This is a genomic window from Methylibium sp. (assembly GCF_031393925.1).
Classification (GTDB): domain Bacteria; phylum Pseudomonadota; class Gammaproteobacteria; order Burkholderiales; family Burkholderiaceae_C; genus Methylibium.
Genome location: NZ_JANMWL010000115.1, coordinates 1 through 18,014 on the forward strand (window position 1 = coordinate 1; position 18,014 = coordinate 18,014).

Consider the following 18,014-nt stretch of genomic DNA (forward strand, 5'->3'; position numbering starts at 1 on the left):
ATGGCCAAGAGTAAATTCGAGCGCACCAAGCCCCACGTCAACGTTGGCACGATTGGCCACGTGGACCATGGCAAGACCACCCTGACGGCGGCGCTGACGATGGTGCTGTCCAAGCTGTTCGGCGGTGAAGCCAAGGCCTACGACCAGATTGACGCGGCGCCCGAGGAGAAAGCGCGCGGCATCACCATCAACACCGCCCACGTTGAATACCAGACCAAGAACCGGCACTACGCCCACGTTGACTGCCCCGGGCACGCCGACTACATCAAGAACATGATCACCGGAGCGGCCCAGATGGACGGCGCGATCCTGGTGTGCTCGGCGGCCGACGGCCCCATGCCCCAGACCCGCGAGCACATCCTGCTGGCGCGCCAAGTGGGAGTGCCGTACATCATCGTGTTCCTCAACAAGTGCGACATGGTTGACGACGCCGAGCTGCTCGAACTCGTCGAGATGGAAGTGCGTGAGCTGCTGGACAAGTACGAATTCCCCGGTGACGCCACGCCCATCATTCACGGCAGCGCCAAGCTCGCCATGGAAGGCGACAAAGGTGAACTCGGCGAAGGCGCGATCCTCAAGCTCGCCGAAGCCCTGGACACCTACATCCCCCAGCCCGAGCGCGCCATCGACGGCGCCTTCCTGATGCCCGTCGAAGACGTGTTCTCCATCTCCGGGCGCGGCACCGTGGTGACCGGGCGCGTCGAACGCGGCGTCGTCAAGGTCGGTGAAGAAATCGAAATTGTCGGCATCAGCCCCACGCAAAAGACCACCTGCACCGGCGTGGAGATGTTCCGGAAGCTGCTCGACCAGGGCCAGGCCGGCGACAACGTGGGCATCCTGCTGCGCGGCACCAAGCGCGAAGACGTGCAGCGCGGCCAAGTGCTGTGCAAGCCCGGCAGCGTCAAGCCCCACACCCACTTCACCGCCGAGATCTACGTGCTCAGCAAGGAAGAGGGCGGACGCCACACCCCCTTCTTCAACAACTACCGCCCGCAGTTCTACTTTCGTACGACGGACGTGACCGGTGCGGTCGAGCTGCCCAAGGACAAGGAAATGGTGATGCCCGGCGACAACGTCAGCATCACCGTCAAGCTGATCAACCCCATCGCCATGGAAGAGGGCCTGCGATTCGCTATCCGCGAGGGCGGCCGCACCGTCGGCGCCGGCGTGGTGGCGAAGATCCTCGAGTGAGTGTTGTTGTCGAGTACAGGGTTTGCGTAGGGGCATAGCTCAATTGGCAGAGCGTCGGTCTCCAAAACCGAAGGTTGGGGGTTCGATTCCCTCTGCCCCTGCCACGCAGACCCCGGAGTTTTTCAAGCGCTGAACAGATCCACCGTCATGTCCCATCCAAGCGGCCCGCAGGCGCCATCCGGCTCGGCGGGCCTTGCCGCCCGAAGACAGGGCGACAGCGAGTAGTCGAGTCGTCCGAAACAAAACCCATGTCGAACCCGACCGTCGAAACCGTTTCCACTGGCGCTGACAAGGCCAAGCTCGCTGCTGCCGGCGCGCTGGTGGTTGCCGCGGTCGCGGCCTTCTACCTGCTCGGCAAGCAGGATCTCTGGCTGCGCGTGATCGCGCTGCTGATGCTGTTGGCCGCTGCCGTGGCGGTTTTCTTCACCGCCGAGCCGGGCAAGGCGCTGGCCGCCTTCGGTCGCGATGCGGTGCGTGAGCTCAAGAAAGTCGTCTGGCCTACCCGCAAGGAAGCGGTGCAGATGACCGGCTATGTGTTCGCGTTCGTGTTCGTGATGGCCCTGTTCTTGTGGGTCACCGACAAGACCCTGGAATGGGCCATTTTTAACCTGATCTTGGGTTGGAAGCGCTGATCGAGTGGCGCACGAGGTTGTGAAATGAGCGAAGTCCAGACCATCCCGACCGTCGAATCCGCACCGGAGAATCCGCTGCGGTGGTACGTGGTGCATGCCTATTCCGGCATGGAGAAGGCGGTCGAGCGCAACCTGCGCGAGCGCATCGAGCGCGCGGCCATGCACGCCAAGTTCGGCCGCATCCTGGTGCCCACCGAAGAAGTGGTGGAGATGAAGAACGGCAAGAAGGCCGTGACGCAGCGCCGCTTCTTTCCCGGCTATGTGCTGGTCGAGATGCTGATGGACGACGAGTCCTGGCACCTCGTGAAGCACACCTCCAAGGTCACCGGCTTCGTGGGCGGCGCCAAGAACCGCCCGGCCCCGATCTCCGAGGCCGAGGTGATGAAGATCGTGCACCAGATGCAAGAAGGCATCGAGAAGCCCCGCCCCAAGGTCGAGTGGGAGGTGGGCGAACTGGTGCGCGTCAAGGAGGGCCCGTTCACCGACTTCAACGGCGCGATCGAGGACGTCAATTACGACAAGTCCAAGGTGCGCGTGTCCGTCACGATCTTCGGCCGCTCGACGCCGGTGGAGCTGGACTTCCACGAGGTCGAGAAGGTTTGACGAGCCCGGTGGTGCGGCTCGGCGGCCGTGTTGCCGCCGCAGGCGCCACCCGTTGCTGCTGGTGACGTGACACCAGCGTGAGGAGCCCGGGTAACCAGCCCCTGGCGTTTGCACTCAAGCTCCAGCGCGCCCCGCCTCGGCGTCGCGCCGGAGGTTCCAGGAGAGAAAAGACATGGCCAAGAAAATCGTCGGCTTCATCAAGCTGCAAATCCCGGCCGGCAAGGCGAATCCTTCGCCGCCGATCGGGCCCGCGCTGGGTCAGCGCGGCCTGAACATCATGGAGTTCTGCAAGGCGTTCAACGCCCAGACGCAGAGCATGGAGCCGGGTCTCGTGTTGCCGGTGGTCATCACGGCCTTCGCGGACAAGAGCTTCACTTTCATCCTGAAGACGCCGCCTGCCACGGTCTTGCTCAAGAAGGCCGCGCAGCTCACCAAGGGCTCGGCCAAGCCGCACACCGACAAGGTGGGCAAGCTCACGCGCGCTCAGGTCGAGGAAATTGCCAAGACCAAGCTCAAGGACCTCACCGCCGCCGATCTGGACGCCGCGGTCCGCACGATTGCCGGCTCGGCCCGCTCGATGGGCATCACGGTGGAAGGGGTCTGACATGGCCAAGATGACCAAACGCCAGAAAGCCGCCGCGGGCAAGGTCGACAGCCTCAAGCTGTACGGCATCGACGACGCATTCAAGCTCGTCAAGGGCTGTGCCACCGCCAAGTTCGACGAATCGATCGACGTCGCGGTGCAGCTCGGCATCGATGCCAAGAAGTCCGACCAGGTCGTGCGTGGTGCCGTTGTGCTGCCCAATGGCACCGGCAAGACCAAGCGCGTGGCGGTGTTCGCCCAGGGTGCCAAGGCCGAAGAAGCCAAGGCCGCAGGCGCCGACATCGTGGGTATGGAAGACCTGGCCGAACAGATCAAGGCCGGCGTCATGAACTTTGACGTCGTGATTGCCTCACCGGACACGATGCGCGTGGTCGGCACGCTGGGCCAGATCCTCGGTCCGCGCGGCTTGATGCCCAATCCGAAGGTCGGCACGGTCACGCCCGACGTGGCCCAGGCGGTGCGTAACGCCAAGGCTGGCCAAGTGCAGTATCGCGTCGACAAGGCCGGCATCGTGCATGCCACGCTCGGCCGCCGCTCCTTCGAGGACGACAAGCTCAAGGGCAACCTGCAAGCGCTGATCGAGGCATTGAACAAGTCCAAGCCACCCACGAGCAAGGGCATTTATCTGCGCAAGGTGGCGGTGTCTTCGACCATGGGCGTGGGCGTGCGTGTCGACGTGGCGTCGATCAACGCGCAAGCGGCAGGCTGAAGCGTTCGACAACCCCACGAGTGTCTGGCGCGGGGTCGTGAAGAGTTGGTGGGTCGTGGGTGAGTCGCTCTTGCAAGAGAGTCCGGCCGCGAGCCGTCAAAGACCGTTGGTGCGGTGCAAGCCGCCTAAGTGAGGTGCCGCTCCTATCGATCATGGATCGATAGGAGAAGACCGGCCTCGAAGCCAACGCAGATGGCGATCCCGCTGAATGGGTGAGCCGCCGATGACAAGTCGGCGGGGTTCCTGGACAGAAGGTCGCTGAAGAAGGGTGTGGTGAGTGTCGCAAGACGCTCGCCACGTTTTTAAGGAGTGGACCTTGAGTCTGAATCGCAACGAGAAAGAAGCTGTCGTCGCTGACGTGGCCGCCCAGGTGGGCAAGTCACAGACGCTGGCGTTGGCCGAGTACCGCGGACTCACGGTGGAACACTTGAACGCGCTGCGCAAGCAGGCGCGCGACAAGGGCGTCTATCTTCACGTGCTGAAGAACTCCCTGGCTCGCCGCGCCGTCAAGGGCACGCCGTTCGAAGTGGCCATCGAGAGCATGGCCGGTCCGTTGATCTACGGCTTCTCTGAAGACGCCGTGGCAGCGGCCAAGGTCATCGCGGACTTTGCCAAAGGCAACGACAAGTTGATCGTGAAGGCCGGCGCCTATGCCGGCAAGGCGCTCGACGCCGACGGCGTGAAAGCGCTGGCGGCGATCCCGAGCAAGGAAGTGCTGCTGGCCCAGTTGCTGGGCCTGATGCAGTCGCCGGTGTCGCGCATGGCGCGCGTGTTGGCGGCGCTGGCCGAGCAGCGTGGCGGCGGTGAATCGACCGAAGCGGCGGCGACGGAAGTGATGGTTACCGAAGCGGCGTCTGCCGACGCGGTGCCTGTTGCGCAAGCAGCACCTCCTGCCGCGGCTGATGCCGCCGACGCCGCGCCCGCGGCGGCCTGAACGATCGACATTGCAAGTTCAACCCCATCTAGCTAAGGATTCCAAAATGGCATTCGACAAAGACGCATTCCTGACCGCCCTCGACAGCATGTCGGTCATGGACCTCAACGGCCTGGTCAAGGCAATCGAAGAGAAGTTCGGCGTATCCGCTGCCGCGATGTCGGCTCCGGCCGGCACCGGTGGCGGCGCTGCCGCCGCAGTCGTGGAAGAGCAGACCGAGTTCAACGTCATGCTGCTCGAGGTCGGCGCCAACAAGGTGCAGGTCATCAAGGCGGTGCGCGAACTGACTGGCCTGGGACTCAAGGAAGCCAAGGACCTGGTCGACGGCGCTCCGAAGCCCGTCAAGGAAGCCATTGCCAAGGCCGACGCCGAGGCAGCGGTCAAGAAACTGACGGACGCGGGCGCCAAGGCGCAGCTGAAGTAATCGCTTCGTCACAGGGGCTGGGTGCCGTCATCGGCGTTCAGCCTGGTGTGCTTGCCGGGTTGTCCACAAGATAACCCCTGGCAAGCGCCTGAGAGGGTCGCCGACGGACAATGGCTGCCCTCGCGAGTGGTCCGTGACCACTTGAAAGGCTCCCGAGGGAGTTTTCCAAGTGTTCTCTGAACCGACTGCAGAGAACCGGTTTGGTCGGACTGGGGTGCAATGCCCCGGTTGTCCGCCAGCGGCTGGTAGTGGCCAGCCACCAAGCATCGGGCCCGAGTCCCGTAACGCCAGTCGCCGAAAGAGCATGCCGAGGCCAGGCAAGGCTCATTCGACACGGAGTGATCAATGGCGCAAGCAACCCCCTACAGCTACACCGAGCGTAAGCGCATCCGAAAGAGTTTCGGTAAGCGCGAGCACGTCTTGGGCGTGCCTTATCTGCTGACGATGCAGAAGGATTCCTACGTCGCGTTTCTCCAAAAGGACGTGCCACCGCAAAAACGCAAGCCCGAGGGGCTGCAAGCCGCCTTCCTTTCCGCCTTCCCGATCGTTTCGCACAACGGGTTCGTGGAGATGAAGTACATCGAGTTCAACATGGCCAAGCCCGCGTTCGACACGCGCGAGTGCCAGCAGCGCGGCCTCACCTACGCCGCCGCCGTGCGCGCCAAGTTGCAGATGATCATTTATGACCGCGAAACCTCGACCTCGCAGTCGAAGGTGGTCCGCGAGATCAAGGAGCAGGAGGTCTACATGGGCGAAATTCCGCTCATGACCGACTACGGTTCCTTCATCGTCAACGGCACCGAGCGCGTCATCGTCTCGCAGCTGCACCGCTCACCCGGCGTGTTCTTCGAGCACGACAAGGGCAAGACGCACAGCTCGGGCAAACTGCTGTTCTCGGCGCGCATCATTCCTTACCGCGGCTCGTGGCTGGACTTCGAGTTCGACCCGAAGGACATCCTTTACTTCCGCGTCGACCGCCGCCGCAAGATGCCGGTGACGATCCTGCTCAAGGCCATCGGCCTCTCCCCGGAGCAGATCCTCGCGAACTTCTTCGTGTTCGACAACTTCCGCCTGATGGACTCGGGCGCGCAGATGGAGTTCGTGGCCGATCGGCTGCGTGGCGAGATCGCGCGTTTTGACATCACCGACAAGGCCGGCGCCGTCGTCATCGAGAAGGACAAGCGCATCACCGCGCGCCACACGCGCACGCTCGAGGAGTCGGGCACGACCTTCATTTCGGTGCCCGAAGACTTTCTGGTGGGTCGCGTGCTGGCCAAGAACATGGTCGACCCGGAGACCGGCGAGATCGTGGCCAAGGCCAACGACGAGCTGACCGAAGCGCTGCTCAAGAAGCTGCGCGTCGCGGGTTTGAAGGAGATCCAGGCGCTCTACACCAACGAGCTCGACATGGGCGGCTACATCTCCCAGACGCTGGCCGCCGACGAGACCGCCGATGAGCTGGCCGCGCGCGTGGCCATCTACCGCATGATGCGTCCGGGCGAGCCGCCGACCGAAGACGCGGTGCAGGCGCTCTTCAACCGCCTCTTCTACAACGAAGACACCTACGACCTGTCGCGCGTGGGCCGCATGAAGTTCAACGCCCGTGTTGGGCGTGACACGGCCGAAGGCCGCATGGTGCTGGCCAACGACGACATCCTCGACGTCGTCAAGATCCTGGTCGAACTGCGCAACGGCCGCGGCGAGGTCGATGACATCGACCACCTGGGCAATCGCCGCGTGCGCTGCGTCGGCGAGTTGGCCGAGAACCAGTACCGCTCGGGCCTGGCGCGCATCGAAAAGGCAGTGAAAGAGCGTCTCGGCCAGGCCGAGACCGAGGCGCTGATGCCGCACGACCTGATCAACTCCAAGCCGATCTCCGCGGCTTTGAAAGAGTTCTTCGGCGCGTCGCAACTGTCGCAGTTCATGGACCAAACCAACCCGCTGTCGGAGATCACGCACAAGCGGCGTGTCTCGGCCCTCGGCCCGGGCGGCCTGACGCGCGAGCGCGCCGGCTTCGAGGTGCGCGACGTGCACCCGACCCACTACGGCCGCGTGTGCCCGATCGAGACGCCGGAAGGTCCGAACATCGGCCTGATCAATTCGCTGGCGTTGTATGCGCAGTTGAACGACTACGGCTTCCTCGAGACGCCCTACCGGCGCGTGGCCGACGGCAAGGTCACCGACCAGATCGACTACCTCTCGGCCATCGAAGAAGGCAAGTACGTGATCGCGCAGGCGAACGCGGGCCTCGGCAAGGACGGCAAGCTGGTTGATGAGCTGGTGTCGGCGCGCGAGATGGGCGAGTCGGTGCTGACCTCGCCCGAGCGCATCCAGTACATGGACGTGGCGCCGACGCAGATCGTGTCGGTGGCGGCTTCGCTGGTGCCCTTCCTGGAGCACGACGACGCCAATCGCGCGCTGATGGGCGCCAACATGCAGCGTCAGGCGGTGCCGGTGCTGCGCCCCGAGAAGGCCTTTGTCGGCACCGGCGTGGAGCGCGTCTCGGCGGTCGACTCCGGCACGGTCGTCACTGCCAAGCGCGGCGGCGTGGTCGACTACATCGACACCAACCGCATCGTGATTCGCGTCAACGACGCGGAGACGGTGGCGGGCGAGGTGGGTGTGGACATCTACAACCTCATCAAGTACCAACGCAGCAACCAGAACACCAACATCCACCAGCGCCCGATCGTGCGGCGTGGTGACACGGTGGCCTTGGGTGACGTGATCGCCGACGGCGCCTCGACCGACATCGGCGAGCTGGCGCTCGGCCAGAACATGCTGGTCGCGTTCATGCCCTGGAACGGCTACAACTTCGAGGACTCGATCCTCATCTCGGAGCGCGTGATCGCCGAAGACCGCTACACCTCGATCCACATCGAGGAACTGGTGGTGATGGCGCGCGACACCAAGCTGGGCTCCGAAGAGATCACGCGCGACATTCCCAACCTGAGCGAGCAGCAACTGGCGCGTCTGGATAAGTCGGGCATCGTCTACATCGGCGCCGAGGTCAACCCCGGCGACGTGTTGGTCGGCAAGGTCACGCCCAAGGGCGAGACCACGCTGACGCCGGAAGAAAAACTCTTGCGAGCGATCTTCGGCGAGAAGGCGTCCGACGTGAAGGACACCTCGCTGCGTGTCGACCAGGGCACCAACGGCACCGTGATCGACGTGCAGGTCTTCACCCGTGAAGGCATCCAGCGCGACAAGCGGGCGCAGCAGATCATCGACGACGAACTCAAGCGCTTTCGCCTGGATCTCAACGACCAGTTGCGCATCGTCGAGGCCGACGCGTTCGACCGCATCGAAAAGCTGCTCAACGGCAAGGCGGCCAATGGCGGCCCGAACCGCATCGTCAAGGGCACGACCATCGACAAGGCCTACCTGGCCAGCGTCGAGAGGTACCACTGGTTCGACATCCGTCCGGCCGACGACGACGTGGCCAACCAGCTCGAGAGCGTCAAGAATTCGATGGAGCAGACGCGCCACAGCTTCGACCTTGCCTTCGAAGAAAAGCGCAAGAAGTTGACGCAGGGCGACGAGCTGCCCGCGGGCGTGCTCAAGATGGTGAAGGTCTACCTGGCCGTCAAGCGCCGCCTGCAGCCGGGCGACAAGATGGCCGGCCGTCACGGCAACAAGGGCGTGGTCTCCAAGGTGGTGCCGGTCGAGGACATGCCTTACATGGCCGACGGCACGCCGTGCGACATCGTGCTCAACCCACTGGGTGTGCCTTCGCGCATGAACGTCGGGCAGGTGCTCGAGGTCCACCTCGGCTGGGCCGCCAAGGGCATCGGCCAGCGCCTGGGCGACATGCTCCAGCAGGAGGGCAAGCTCGCGGAAATGCGCGTCTTCCTCGACGACCTGTACAACAAGTCGGGTGGCAAAACCGAAAATCTCGCGTCCCTGAGCGACGACGAGATCGTCGAGATGGCCGGCAATCTGGCGCAAGGCGTGCCCTTCGCCACGCCGGTGTTCGACGGTGCTTCCGAAGAAGAGATTCGCGCCATGATGCACCTGGCTTACCCGCCGGAGATTGCCGCGGTGAAGGGCCTGAACGCCACGCGTACCCAGGCCACCCTTCATGACGGCCGCACCGGCGACGCTTTCGAGCGCCCGGTGACCGTGGGCTACATGCACGTCTTGAAGCTCCACCACCTGGTGGACGACAAGATGCACGCCCGCTCGACCGGCCCGTACTCGCTCGTCACCCAGCAACCGCTGGGCGGCAAGGCGCAGTTCGGTGGGCAGCGCTTCGGCGAAATGGAGGTCTGGGCCTTGGAAGCCTACGGCGCGAGCTACGTGCTGCAGGAAATGCTGACCGTGAAGTCGGACGACGTGAACGGCCGAACCAAGGTCTACGAAAGCATCGTCAAGGGCGAGCACGCGATCGAGGCCGGCATGCCGGAATCGTTCAACGTGCTGGTGAAAGAAATTCGATCGCTCGGTATCGACATCGAGCTCGTGCGTAATTAAAGGAGAAGATGCATGAAGGGACTACTCGACCTTTTCAAGCAGTTCACCCCGGATGAGCATTTCGATGCCATCAAGATCGGCCTCGCTTCGCCGGAAAAAATCCGCAGCTGGTCGTTCGGCGAGGTGAGAAAGCCCGAGACCATCAACTACCGGACCTTCAAGCCGGAACGCGATGGTCTGTTCTGCGCCAAGATCTTCGGCCCGATCAAGGACTACGAGTGCCTGTGCGGCAAGTACAAGCGCCTGAAGCACCGCGGCGTAATCTGCGAAAAGTGCGGCGTCGAGGTCACGCAGACCAAGGTGCGGCGCGACCGCATGGGTCACATCGACCTGGCCGCCCCGTGCGCGCACATCTGGTTCCTGAAGTCGCTGCCATCGCGCCTGGGCCTCGTGCTCGACATGACGCTGCGCGACATCGAGCGCGTGCTGTATTTCGAAGCCTACGTGGTCGTGGACCCGGGCATGACGGAACTCAAGAAGTTCTCCATCATGACCGAGGACCAATACGACACCGAGCGCACCAAGCACGGTGAAGAGTTCGTCGCGCTGATGGGCGCCGAGGGCGTGCAGAAGCTGCTCGCCGAGATGGACCTCGACGTCGAGATCGAGAAGCTGCGCGGCGACATGACCGGCTCCGAGCTCAAGGTCAAGAAGAACTCGCGTCGCCTGAAGGTGATGGAAGCCTTTAAGAAGTCGGGCATCAAGCCGCAGTGGATGGTGATGAACGTCCTGCCGGTGCTGCCGCCGGACTTGCGCCCGCTGGTGCCGCTGGACGGCGGCCGCTTTGCCACGAGCGACCTCAACGACCTCTACCGTCGCGTCATCAACCGCAACAACCGACTGGCGCGCCTGCTCGAACTCAAGGCGCCCGAGATCATCGTGCGCAACGAAAAGCGCATGTTGCAGGAGGCGGTGGATTCGCTGCTCGACAACGGCCGTCGGGGCAAGGCAATGACCGGGGCCAACAAGCGCGCGCTCAAGTCGCTGGCCGACATGATCAAGGGCAAGAGCGGGCGCTTCCGCCAGAACTTGCTGGGCAAGCGCGTCGACTACTCGGGCCGCTCGGTCATCGTGGTCGGCCCCACGCTCAAGCTGCACCAGTGCGGCCTGCCCAAGCTGATGGCGCTCGAGCTGTTCAAGCCCTTCATCTTCTCGCGGCTCGAGGCGATGGGCATCGCCACCACCATCAAGGCGGCGAAGAAGGAAGTGGAATCGGGCACGCCGGTGGTCTGGGACATCCTCGAGGAAGTGATCAAGGAACACCCGGTGATGCTCAACCGCGCGCCGACCCTGCACCGCCTGGGCATCCAGGCGTTCGAGCCGGTGCTGATCGAAGGCAAGGCGATCCAGCTGCATCCGCTGGTGTGCGCGGCCTTCAACGCCGACTTCGACGGCGACCAGATGGCCGTTCACGTGCCGCTGTCGATCGAGGCGCAAATGGAAGCCCGCACCTTGATGCTGGCCTCCAACAACATCCTGTTCCCGGCCAACGGCGAGCCGTCGATCGTGCCGAGCCAGGACGTGGTGCTGGGTCTGTACTACGCCACGCGCGAGCGCATCAACGCCAAGGGCGAAGGCCTGATTTTTGCTGACGTGGTCGAGGTGCAGCGTGCGCTCGACAACGCCGTGGTCGAGATCACCACCAAGGTCACGGTGCGCCTGACCGAGTACAGCAAGGACAAGGAAACCGGCGAATTCACGGCCGAGACCAAGCTGGTTGACACGACGGTCGGTCGCGCGCTGTTGTCGGAAATCCTGCCCAAGGGGCTGCCGTTCGCCAACATCAACAAGGCGCTCAAGAAGAAAGAAATCTCGCGCCTGATCAACACCTCGTTCCGCAAGTGCGGTCTGAAGGAAACCGTGGTGCTGGCCGACAAGCTGCTGCAGGCGGGCTTCCGCCTGGCCACGCGCGCCGGCATCTCGATCTCGATCGACGACATGCTCGTGCCCAAGGAAAAGCCGAGCCTCATCGAGCGCGCCGAGAAGGAGGTCAAGGAGATCGAGCAGCAGTACGTCTCGGGCCTCGTGACCGCCGGTGAGCGCTACAACAAGGTGGTCGACATCTGGGGCAAGACCGGCGACGAAGTCGGCAAGGTCATGATGAGCCAGCTGTCCAAGCAGAAGGTCATCGATCGCCACGGCAAGGAAGTGGACCAGGAGTCGTTCAACTCCATCTACATGATGGCCGACTCGGGTGCGCGCGGCAGTGCTGCGCAGATTCGCCAGTTGGCCGGCATGCGGGGCCTCATGGCCAAGCCGGACGGCTCGATCATCGAGACGCCCATCACGGCCAACTTCCGTGAAGGCTTGAACGTGCTGCAGTACTTCATCTCCACCCACGGCGCCCGAAAGGGCCTGGCGGACACGGCGCTGAAGACCGCGAACTCCGGCTACCTGACGCGCCGCCTGGTCGATGTGACGCAGGATCTGGTGGTCACCGAAGACGATTGCGGCACCGACAATGGCATCGCGATGCGCGCGCTGGTCGAGGGCGGTGAGGTGATCGAGTCGTTGCGCGACCGCATCCTGGGCCGCATGACGGCCATCGACGTGCTGCATCCCGAAACGCAGGAGGTCGTGGTGGTGGCCGGCCAGATGCTCGACGAAGACGTGCTCGACGTGGTCGAGGCGGCCGCGGTCGACGAAGTCAAGGTCCGCACACCGCTCACCTGCGACACGCGCTTTGGCCTGTGCGCCAAATGCTACGGCCGCGACCTCGGGCGCGGTGGTCTGGTCAATTCCGGCGAAGCGGTGGGCGTCATTGCCGCGCAGTCGATCGGCGAGCCGGGCACGCAGCTCACGATGCGCACCTTCCACATCGGTGGTGCGGCGTCGCGTGCGGCGATCGCATCCAGCGTGGAGGCCAAGTCCGACGGCCACGTCGGCTTCAACGTCACGATGCGCTACGTGACCAACGGCAAGGGCGATCTCGTGGTGATCTCGCGTTCCGGCGAGATCATCATCGCCGACACCCACAGCCGCGAGCGCGAGCGTCACAAGGTGCCCTACGGCGCCACGCTGAGCGTCAAGGCCGACCAGCAGGTCAAGGCCGGCACCAAGCTCGCCAACTGGGACCCACTGACGCGCCCGATCATCACCGAGTTCGCCGGCAAGGCGAAGTTCGAGAACGTCGAGGAAGGCGTCACCGTCGCCAAGCAACTCGACGAGGTGACGGGCCTGTCAACCCTGGTGGTGATCGACCCGAAGCGCCGCGGCGTGGCCAAGGTCGTTCGCCCGCAGGTCAAGCTGCTCGACGCGGCCGGCAACGAAGTCAAGATCCCCGGCACCGACCATTCGGTGACGATCGGCTTCCCGATCGGCTCGCTGGTGCAGATCCGCGACGGCCAGGATCTCGCCCCGGGCGAAGTGCTGGCGCGCATCCCGGTCGAAGGCCAGAAGACGCGCGACATCACCGGCGGCCTGCCGCGGGTGGCCGAGCTGTTCGAGGCCCGCACGCCCAAGGACAAGGGCACACTCGCCGAAATGACCGGTACGGTGTCGTTCGGCAAGGAAACCAAGGGCAAGGTCCGCCTGCAGATCACCGACCCGGAGGGCAAGGTCTACGAAGAGCTCGTGCTCAAGGAAAAGAACATCGTGGTGCACGAGGGCCAGGTGGTCAACAAGGGCGTGTCCATCGTCGACGGGCCGGCCGATCCGCAGGACATCCTGCGCCTCTTGGGCATCGAGGCGCTGGCGACCTACATCGTCGACGAGGTGCAGGACGTTTATCGCCTGCAAGGTGTGAAGATCAACGACAAGCACATCGAGGTGATCGTTCGGCAGATGCTGCGCCGCGTGCAGATCACCAACCCGGGCGAGAGCCACTACATCCTTGGAGAACAGGTCGAACGGGCCTCGCTGCTGGGCACCAACGACAAGTTGCGCGCCGCAGGCAAGATCACCGCCACGCATGCCGACGTATTGCTGGGCATCACCAAGGCCTCGTTGTCCACCGACTCGTTCATCTCGGCGGCCTCGTTCCAGGAAACGACGCGGGTGCTCACCGAGGCGGCGATCATGGGCAAGCGCGACGAACTTCGCGGCCTGAAGGAAAACGTCATCGTGGGTCGCCTGATCCCCGCTGGCACAGGCCTGGCATTCCACCGCGCCCGCAAGTCCAAGGAGGAAATGGACGACGCCGAGCGCCGAGCGATCGCTCTGCAGGAAGCCGACGAACAGGCGTCGCTGCTGCCGGTGGTTGCCGATGCGGCTGGCGACGAGCCGGCGGTCTGAGGACGTTTATTTGCGGTGCTTCAAGGGCGGCTTCGGCCGCCCTTTTTCATGCGGTTGCCATCGGCGGATCGCCTGGCGCGCGCAGCGCCGACCACTCGCGGGGCGTGAGCACGGTCACGCCCCACGCTGTTGCGCGGCGACGCAGCTCGAGCAATGCCCGGTCGCGCGTCACCAGCCAAACGCAGCGCTGCTGGATGGCCAGGTCGATGAACACCTGATCGTGCGGATCGGCGCATGTCAACGGGCCGGCCGGCGGTTCGGCCTCGATGCTGGCGTATGCGGCCCATACCGCCACCGCCGCTGCCTTGTCTGGTTGCCAGCGAGCCAAGGCGGCGCGCCCCAACACATGGTCGAACTCACACCGCATCAAGGGGCTGGCTCGCCACAGCAGCCGGCCCGTCATGACCGCATGGCCGATCCGCATCGCCGCCGGCTCGCGAAAGACGAGCCAGTCCAACAAGCTGTTGGTGTCCAGGACGATGCGAGCAGGGGAATCGAGGGGCATGCGCAGGGGTAATGTTGCGGGCAAAGGGCGCTGCGAATATAATCGCAAGCTTTTCGGCAGACTCTGCTGCGCTCTTTGCTGGGCGACCCGTCTGGCGCGGCGCCCTGGCCCAGGTCGCTCGTGCTAACGACCCGGGGTCGATTCGAAGCCAGGGTGCCGCGGCAAAGTGTTCCGCAAGCCCCAGTCACAGTACTCAATCGGGAACAAGCTACCCATGCCCACCATCAACCAGCTCGTGCGCCACGGTCGCCAGACCGAAGCCACGAAGTCGAAGTCGCCTGCCATGCAGGGCGGCCCGCAGCGTCGGGGCGTCTGCACGCGCGTGTACACCACCACGCCCAAGAAGCCTAACTCCGCGCTTCGCAAGGTCGCCAAGGTTCGACTGACCAACGGGTTCGAGGTCATCTCGTACATCGGTGGCGAAGGCCACAACCTGCAGGAGCACAGCGTGGTGCTGGTGCGCGGCGGTCGCGTCAAGGATCTGCCGGGTGTGCGCTACCACATCGTGCGTGGATCGCTCGACCTGCAAGGCGTCAAGGATCGCAAGCAATCGCGCTCGAAGTACGGTGCCAAGCGTCCCAAGAAGACCTGATCCAGCCCAGCGCGCCACGGTTCGCCGCGGCGTCATCACCGGCGCACTCCCTTGTGCGCCATCGGCGGCAGGCCTCGCGCCTGCCGAGTAAGTGGGCTCCCCCTGTCGGGGCCCGTGGCGCGGGCGAAAACCTGCGCCGACTGAAGCAATGAAGGAAGAGCAATGCCCCGTCGTCGCGAAGTACCCAAACGAGACATCCTGCCGGACCCCAAGTACGGCAACGTCGACCTCTCCAAGTTCATGAACGTCATCATGGAGTCGGGCAAGAAGGCCGTGGCCGAGCGCATCATTTATGGCGCGCTCGAGACGGTCGAAAAGAAGGCCAGCCGCGATCCGCTGGAGGTCTTTCTCACCGCGCTGAACAACGTCAAGCCGATGGTCGAGGTGAAGTCCCGCCGCGTGGGTGGCGCGAACTACCAAGTGCCGGTTGAAGTCCGTCCGGTGCGCCGCATGGCGCTGGCGATGCGCTGGATCAAGGAGTCGGCTCGCAAGCGCAGTGAAAAGTCGATGGCCCAGCGCCTCGCCAACGAGTTGCTCGAAGCCTCCGAAGGCCGCGGCGGCGCGATGAAGAAGCGCGACGAAGTGCATCGCATGGCCGAGGCCAACAAGGCGTTCTCGCACTTCCGCTTCTAAGCCAGCTTCTTTTGATCCCTGGCCGCGCTTCGGGTTTTCACGAATCCGGAGTGCGGCCCCTGTATTTGGAGTCACACCATGGCCCGCAAGACCCCCATCGAGCGCTACCGCAACATCGGTATTTCTGCGCACATCGATGCCGGCAAGACCACGACGACCGAGCGCATCCTGTTTTACACGGGCGTCAACCACAAGATCGGTGAAGTGCACGACGGCGCCGCGACCATGGACTGGATGGAGCAGGAGCAGGAGCGCGGCATCACCATCACCTCGGCCGCGACGACCTGTTTCTGGAAGGGCATGGAAATGGCCTTCCCCGAGCACCGCATCAATATCATCGACACGCCGGGGCACGTCGACTTCACCATTGAAGTCGAGCGCAGCATGCGCGTGCTCGACGGTGCCTGCATGGTCTATTGCGCCGTCGGTGGCGTGCAGCCGCAGTCCGAGACCGTCTGGCGCCAGGCCAACAAGTACAAAGTTCCGCGCCTCGCGTTCGTCAACAAGATGGACCGCACGGGCGCGAACTTCCTGAAGGTCTACGAGCAAATGAAGGTTCGCCTCAAGGCCAACCCCGTGCCGATCGTGCTGCCGATCGGCGCCGAGGAGAGCTTCACCGGCGTGATCGACCTCATCAAGATGAAGGCGATCATCTGGGACGAGGCGTCCCAGGGCATGAAGTTCAACTACGAAGAGATTCCCGCGAACCTGCTGCCTGAAGCGCAGAAGTGGCGCGAGAACATGGTCGAGGCCGCGGCCGAAGCCAGCGAAGAGCTGATGAACAAGTACCTCGAGTCGGGTGAACTGAGCGAAGCGGAGATCACGCACGGCATTCGCACCCGCACGATCGGCGCCGAGATTCAGCCGATGTTCTGCGGCTCGGCGTTCAAGAACAAGGGCGTGCAGCGCATGCTCGACGGCATCATCGATTTCATGCCTTCGCCGCTCGACATTCCGCCCGTGCCGGGCCATGACGATGACGACAAGGAAGTGGTCCGTCGTGCCGCCGACGACGAAAAGTTCGCTGCGTTGGCCTTCAAGCTGATGACCGACCCCTATGTCGGCCAGCTGACATTCGTGCGCGTCTACTCGGGCGTCTTGAAGTCGGGCGATTCGGTCTACAACCCGATTCGCGGCAAGAAGGAGCGCATCGGCCGCATCCTTCAGATGCACGCCAACCAGCGCGAAGAGATCAAGGAGATCCTGGCCGGCGACATCGCGGCGTGCGTTGGCCTGAAGGACGTGACCACGGGTGAGACCCTGTGCGATCCGACGGCGATCATCACACTCGAGAAAATGGTGTTCCCCGAGCCGGTTATTTCGCAGGCGGTGGAGCCCAAGACCAAGGCCGACCAGGAAAAAATGGGCATTGCCCTGGGCCGCTTGGCCCAGGAGGATCCGTCGTTTCGCGTCAAGACCGACGAAGAATCGGGCCAGACCATCATCTCCGGCATGGGCGAGCTGCACCTGGAGATCATTGTCGACCGCATGAAGCGCGAGTTCGGCGTGGAAGCCAACGTCGGCAAACCGCAGGTGGCCTATCGCGAAACCATTCGCAAGGCCGTGTCGGACGTCGAAGGCAAGTTCGTGCGTCAGTCGGGCGGCAAGGGGCAATACGGCCACGTCGTGCTCAAGATCGAGCCGCAGGAGCCGGGTAAGGGCTTCGAGTTCGTTGACGCGATCAAGGGCGGCGTGGTGCCGCGCGAGTTCATTCCCGCGGTGAGGAAGGGCGTCGAAGATTCCCTGCCGGCAGGCGTGCTGGCCGGCTACCCGGTGGTGGACGTGAAAGTGACGCTCACTTTCGGCTCCTACCACGAGGTCGACTCCAACGAGAACGCTTTCAAGATGGCCGCTTCGCTGGGCTTCAAGGACGGCTGCCGCAAGGCCGGCCCGGTGATCCTGGAGCCGATGATGGCCGTGGAAGTCGAGACACCCGAGGACTATGCCGGCTCGGTAATGGGCGATCTGTCGTCCCGTCGCGGCATGGTGCAGGGCATGGACGACATGCCCGGTGGCGGCAAGGTCATCAAAGCCGAAGTGCCGCTGTCGGAAATGTTCGGCTATTCCACGACCTTGCGTTCCATGTCGCAGGGTCGCGCCACCTACACGATGGAGTTCAAGCACTACAGCGAGGCGCCGAAGAATGTCGCCGACGCGATCATCACGTCGCGAGCCAAGTGACGACATAACCGCGTGATCGGTGCGTCGTTCAAGACGCACCGAGACCCGAGTCGGTCTTCGGTGGGGTGCCGCCTGCTGCCAGTGGCAGGCGAATCAGCTCGCTGCCGGAGACCTTAAACCGATCACTGGCTTCGTTCTTTTTTTGTCGGAGATTTGCATATGGCCAAGAGTAAATTCGAGCGCACCAAGCCCCACGTCAACGTTGGCACGATTGGCCACGTGGACCATGGCAAGACCACCCTGACGGCGGCGCTGACGATGGTGCTGTCCAAGCTGTTCGGCGGTGAAGCCAAGGCCTAC

Annotated in this window: 14 protein-coding genes and 1 tRNA gene; 14 read left to right on the forward strand and 1 reads right to left on the reverse strand. The window is 63.8% G+C overall.

What is annotated here, in order from left to right; genetic code table 11:
• The 10 genes from tuf (at position 1) to rpoC (ending at position 13,803) form a co-directional block, all read left to right on the forward strand.
• Positions 1–1,191, forward strand: coding sequence for an elongation factor Tu (gene tuf / locus RMO12_RS06680; protein WP_309624103.1), 1,191 nt, complete (start codon positions 1–3; stop codon positions 1,189–1,191).
• A 28-nt stretch (positions 1,192–1,219) separates the two neighbouring features.
• Positions 1,220–1,295 (forward strand) — tRNA-Trp (locus tag RMO12_RS06685).
• 144 nt (positions 1,296–1,439) lie between these two features.
• Entirely contained in the window at positions 1,440–1,823 is a 384-nt protein-coding gene (gene secE, locus RMO12_RS06690) for a preprotein translocase subunit SecE (protein ID WP_309638691.1), read from the forward strand.
• 24 nt (positions 1,824–1,847) lie between these two features.
• Positions 1,848–2,426 carry a transcription termination/antitermination protein NusG gene (gene nusG, locus RMO12_RS06695; protein ID WP_309624105.1) on the forward strand — a complete coding sequence of 193 codons (579 nt, stop codon included), beginning with the start codon at positions 1,848–1,850 and terminating at the stop codon, positions 2,424–2,426.
• Positions 2,427–2,598: 172 nt separating this feature from the next.
• Positions 2,599–3,030, forward strand: coding sequence for a 50S ribosomal protein L11 (rplK, locus tag RMO12_RS06700; RefSeq protein WP_309638692.1), 432 nt, complete (start codon positions 2,599–2,601; stop codon positions 3,028–3,030).
• A 1-nt stretch (position 3,031) separates the two neighbouring features.
• Positions 3,032–3,739 (forward strand): 50S ribosomal protein L1, encoded by a 708-nt coding sequence (gene rplA / locus RMO12_RS06705; RefSeq protein WP_309638693.1) that lies wholly within the window; start codon positions 3,032–3,034, stop codon positions 3,737–3,739.
• A gap of 316 nt (positions 3,740–4,055) precedes the next feature.
• Positions 4,056–4,673 carry a 50S ribosomal protein L10 gene (gene rplJ, locus RMO12_RS06710; protein ID WP_309624108.1) on the forward strand — a complete coding sequence of 206 codons (618 nt, stop codon included), beginning with the start codon at positions 4,056–4,058 and terminating at the stop codon, positions 4,671–4,673.
• Positions 4,674–4,719: 46 nt separating this feature from the next.
• Complete coding sequence (gene rplL / locus RMO12_RS06715) at positions 4,720–5,097, forward strand: 50S ribosomal protein L7/L12 (protein WP_309624109.1); 378 nt, start codon at positions 4,720–4,722, stop codon at positions 5,095–5,097.
• A gap of 345 nt (positions 5,098–5,442) precedes the next feature.
• Entirely contained in the window at positions 5,443–9,570 is a 4,128-nt protein-coding gene (rpoB, locus tag RMO12_RS06720; RefSeq protein WP_309638694.1) for a DNA-directed RNA polymerase subunit beta, read from the forward strand.
• A 12-nt stretch (positions 9,571–9,582) separates the two neighbouring features.
• Positions 9,583–13,803, forward strand: coding sequence for a DNA-directed RNA polymerase subunit beta' (gene rpoC, locus RMO12_RS06725; protein ID WP_309638695.1), 4,221 nt, complete (start codon positions 9,583–9,585; stop codon positions 13,801–13,803).
• Positions 13,804–13,849: 46 nt separating this feature from the next.
• On the opposite strand, the gene RMO12_RS06730 is transcribed toward rpoC, so the two are convergent.
• The gene (locus RMO12_RS06730) at positions 13,850–14,308 is read right to left on the reverse strand and encodes a PIN domain-containing protein (protein WP_309638696.1); all 459 of its coding nucleotides are present in this window, start codon (positions 14,306–14,308) and stop codon (positions 13,850–13,852) included.
• A 214-nt stretch (positions 14,309–14,522) separates the two neighbouring features.
• On the opposite strand from RMO12_RS06730, the gene rpsL reads away from it, so the two are divergent.
• From rpsL to RMO12_RS06750, 4 genes are all read left to right on the forward strand, one after another.
• Complete coding sequence (gene rpsL, locus RMO12_RS06735) at positions 14,523–14,900, forward strand: 30S ribosomal protein S12 (protein ID WP_309625231.1); 378 nt, start codon at positions 14,523–14,525, stop codon at positions 14,898–14,900.
• Positions 14,901–15,062: 162 nt separating this feature from the next.
• Positions 15,063–15,533, forward strand: a complete 471-nt coding sequence (rpsG, locus tag RMO12_RS06740; RefSeq protein WP_309638697.1) for a 30S ribosomal protein S7 — start codon at positions 15,063–15,065, stop codon at positions 15,531–15,533.
• A gap of 78 nt (positions 15,534–15,611) precedes the next feature.
• Positions 15,612–17,714 (forward strand): elongation factor G, encoded by a 2,103-nt coding sequence (gene fusA, locus RMO12_RS06745; protein ID WP_309638698.1) that lies wholly within the window; start codon positions 15,612–15,614, stop codon positions 17,712–17,714.
• A 159-nt stretch (positions 17,715–17,873) separates the two neighbouring features.
• A partial coding sequence (locus tag RMO12_RS06750; RefSeq protein WP_309624127.1) for a GTP-binding protein occupies positions 17,874–18,014 on the forward strand: 141 nt, incomplete at its 3' end.